Consider the following 2,814-nt stretch of genomic DNA (forward strand, 5'->3'; position numbering starts at 1 on the left):
CGCTGACCTCGGTGTCCACGCTGCCCGCCGCGCGAGCCCGGACGTCCGCACCGGCCCGCTCCCCCACGGCCGGACCTCCGATCTGGTGGTCCTCACCGACGCCGTGGTACCCGCACCGGAGGTCGTGGCCGCGCTCGTCGCCGAGGGCACGACCCATCTGCCGGTACGGGTCCGCGACGGCATCGGCATCGTGGGACCACTCGTCGTGCCCGGACGCAGCAGTTGCCTGCGCTGCGCGGACCTGCACCGGACCGCGCTCGACCCGTGCTGGCCGACGGTGGCCGGGCAACTCGCGGGCCGGAGTCAACGAGCCGACCTCACCAGCGCACACGGCACCGCCGCGGTGGCCGCGGGCCAGGCGCTGCGCGCGCTGAGTCCGGCCCCCGGCCCGGAACCGCCCCCGAGCTGGAACGCCACCCTCGAACTCGACTGCTACGCCGGTGTCGTGCGCCGACGTCACTGGCCGCCGCACCCACACTGCGAGTGCGGGGCGCGTGACCGTCCACCGCGGCGATAGTTGCGATTTACAGCGGATTTCGGTGCACGCACGGCGGGCCGGAGGGCAGAATCGCGGGCGTGACGGACTCGGGAAACTCCCTCGACGACCACGCCGACGCCGCGATCCCCCGCAGAGCGGCGGCACGGACCGCGAAATTGGCGAGCCTGCCGCTCGGCATCGCCGGTCGTGCCGTCGGCGGGTGGGGCAGGCGGCTCACCGGCCAGGACACCGAGGAGGTCAATGCGGCCCTGTCCGCCCGGGCCGCCGAACAGCTCTTCGAGGTGCTCGGCACGCTCAAGGGCGGGGCCATGAAGTTCGGGCAGGCGCTCAGCGTGTTCGAGGCCGCCGTTCCCGACGAACTCGCCGCGCCGTACCGGGACGCCCTGACGCGGTTGCAGGCCGCCGCGCCACCGATGTCGGCACGGCGCACACGCCGCGTGCTCGCTGAGCAGCTCGGGCGCTCGTGGAGCGAGCGGTTCGCGGAGTTCGACGACGAGCCGGCGGCAGCGGCCAGCATCGGTCAGGTGCACCACGCGGTGTGGCACGACGGCCGCGAGGTCGCCGTGAAGGTGCAGTATCCGGGTGCGGACGAGGCCCTGCGCAGCGACCTTCGTCAACTCCAGCGGTTCAGCAGGCTGTTCCAGGCGCTCGTGCCGGGGACCGAGGTCAAGCCGCTGCTGGCCGAGCTCGCCGACCGGATGGACGAGGAACTCGACTACCGGGCCGAGGCCGACAATCAGCGGCGCTTCGCGAAGGCGTTCGACGGTGACGAGCAGGTACGGATCCCGAAGGTCGTGGCCAGCGCACCGAAGGTCATCGTGTCGGAGTGGGTCACCGGCACGCCCTTCTCCGAGATCATCAGTTCGGGAACGGTGGAAGAGCGGAACGAGGCGGGCAGGCTGCTCGCCGAGTTCCACTACTCGTCGCCGTCGCGGGCGCACCTGCTGCATTCCGATCCGCACCCCGGCAACTTCGTGCTCCTCGACGACGGCAGGTTGTGCGTCATCGACTTCGGTGCCGTCGCCGCGCTGCCCGACGGCGCGCCCCGCTCACTCGGTGTGCTGATGCGGCTGGTTCTGCAAGGCCGGTCGGACGAACTCTTCGACGTGCTCCGCAGTGAGGGGTTCGTGCGTCCCGGAAGCCGGATCGACGCCGACGACGTCTACCGTTGGTTGCTCCCGTTGACCGCCCCGCTGACCGACGAGTCGTTCCATTTCACGCGACGGTGGGCACAGGAGCAGGCCGTGCGGATGGGAGACACGCGTAACCAGGACTTTAACACGGGCCGGTCACTCAACCTGCCGCCGCAGTGGCTGCTCATCCATCGCGTCACCGCGGGCGCCACCGGCATCCTGTGCCAGCTCGACGCCGAGGTCGCGGTGCGCGACATCGTGCGCCGCTGGCAGCCGGGCTTCGCCGACTGACGCCCTCCGCACTCCCCGGGCACTCCACGGGTGAGGGCACCACCTGTCCACAGTCGCGGGGCCGGTGGCGCCCGCGGACCGTTCGTGTTCTGCCGTTGTCCACAGATGTGCGCGCACGCCCCCGCGCCGGGCCCCGTGCCGTCACGCTCGGGGTATGACGACGACATCGACCCGGGCCGCAGGGCCCGTAGCGTCCCGTTCCCACGGCGCGGCTCGTCCCGCCGGCGCACTCAGCCGCTGCGCACCCGCCCCGTCGGCCCGCGCTCCGCGCGAGATCGCGCATCCGGATACACCGGTGGTCTCCGTGGCGTCGCTGCGCGAACGCGGGCTGCACCCGAGCACGATCACCAAACGATGCAGACCGTCAGGTCCGTGGCGAAGGCTGACCAAGGGGGTCGTGCTGCTCGGCACGGGTGCGCCCACGCGGCACCACCTGCTCCAGGCCACGGCCGTGGCCCTCGCGCCGGATTGCGTGCTCACGGGAATCGACGCGCTCGCCGCGCAGGGTCTCGACCAACCTCCCCCGGACACGGTGACCGCCTTGATCCCGGCTCACCGCCGCGTGCTGCCACCCGCGTTCGCCACGGTCGAACGCACGTCCCGGCTCCCCGAACCGGTGTGGATCGACGGCCTCCCCTTCGCTCCACCGGCCCGTGCGGCGGTGGACGCCGCACGCCGCGAAGCCGACGAAACGCGTCTGCACGACCTGCTGGCCTCGCCCGTGCACCACGGGCTGTGCACCCGGGCCGAGCTCCGTGAGGAACTGGAACTCGGCAATCAGCGCGGTTCGGCGGCGGTCCGCGCACGGCTACGCCGACTCGGCCACGCGCCCGGCGACCCCGCGACCGGCGACCGCGCACAGGGCGTGGCTCGGCGGCTGGTCCAGCGGTG

1 protein-coding gene and 2 pseudogenes are annotated in these 2,814 nt (G+C 72.5%); all 3 read left to right on the forward strand.

The window, feature by feature from the left end; genetic code table 11:
- A pseudogene (locus tag SACSA_RS26385) lies at positions 1-517 on the forward strand (hypothetical protein); the annotation flags it as partial.
- Between the two features lie 59 nt (positions 518-576).
- Complete coding sequence (locus SACSA_RS0118450) at positions 577-1,923, forward strand: ABC1 kinase family protein (RefSeq protein ID WP_019819207.1); 1,347 nt, start codon at positions 577-579, stop codon at positions 1,921-1,923.
- A 295-nt stretch (positions 1,924-2,218) separates the two neighbouring features.
- Positions 2,219-2,814, forward strand: a pseudogene (locus SACSA_RS0118455) (hypothetical protein); the annotation flags it as partial.

Source organism: Saccharomonospora saliphila YIM 90502, assembly GCF_000383795.1.
Classification (GTDB): domain Bacteria; phylum Actinomycetota; class Actinomycetes; order Mycobacteriales; family Pseudonocardiaceae; genus Saccharomonospora; species Saccharomonospora saliphila.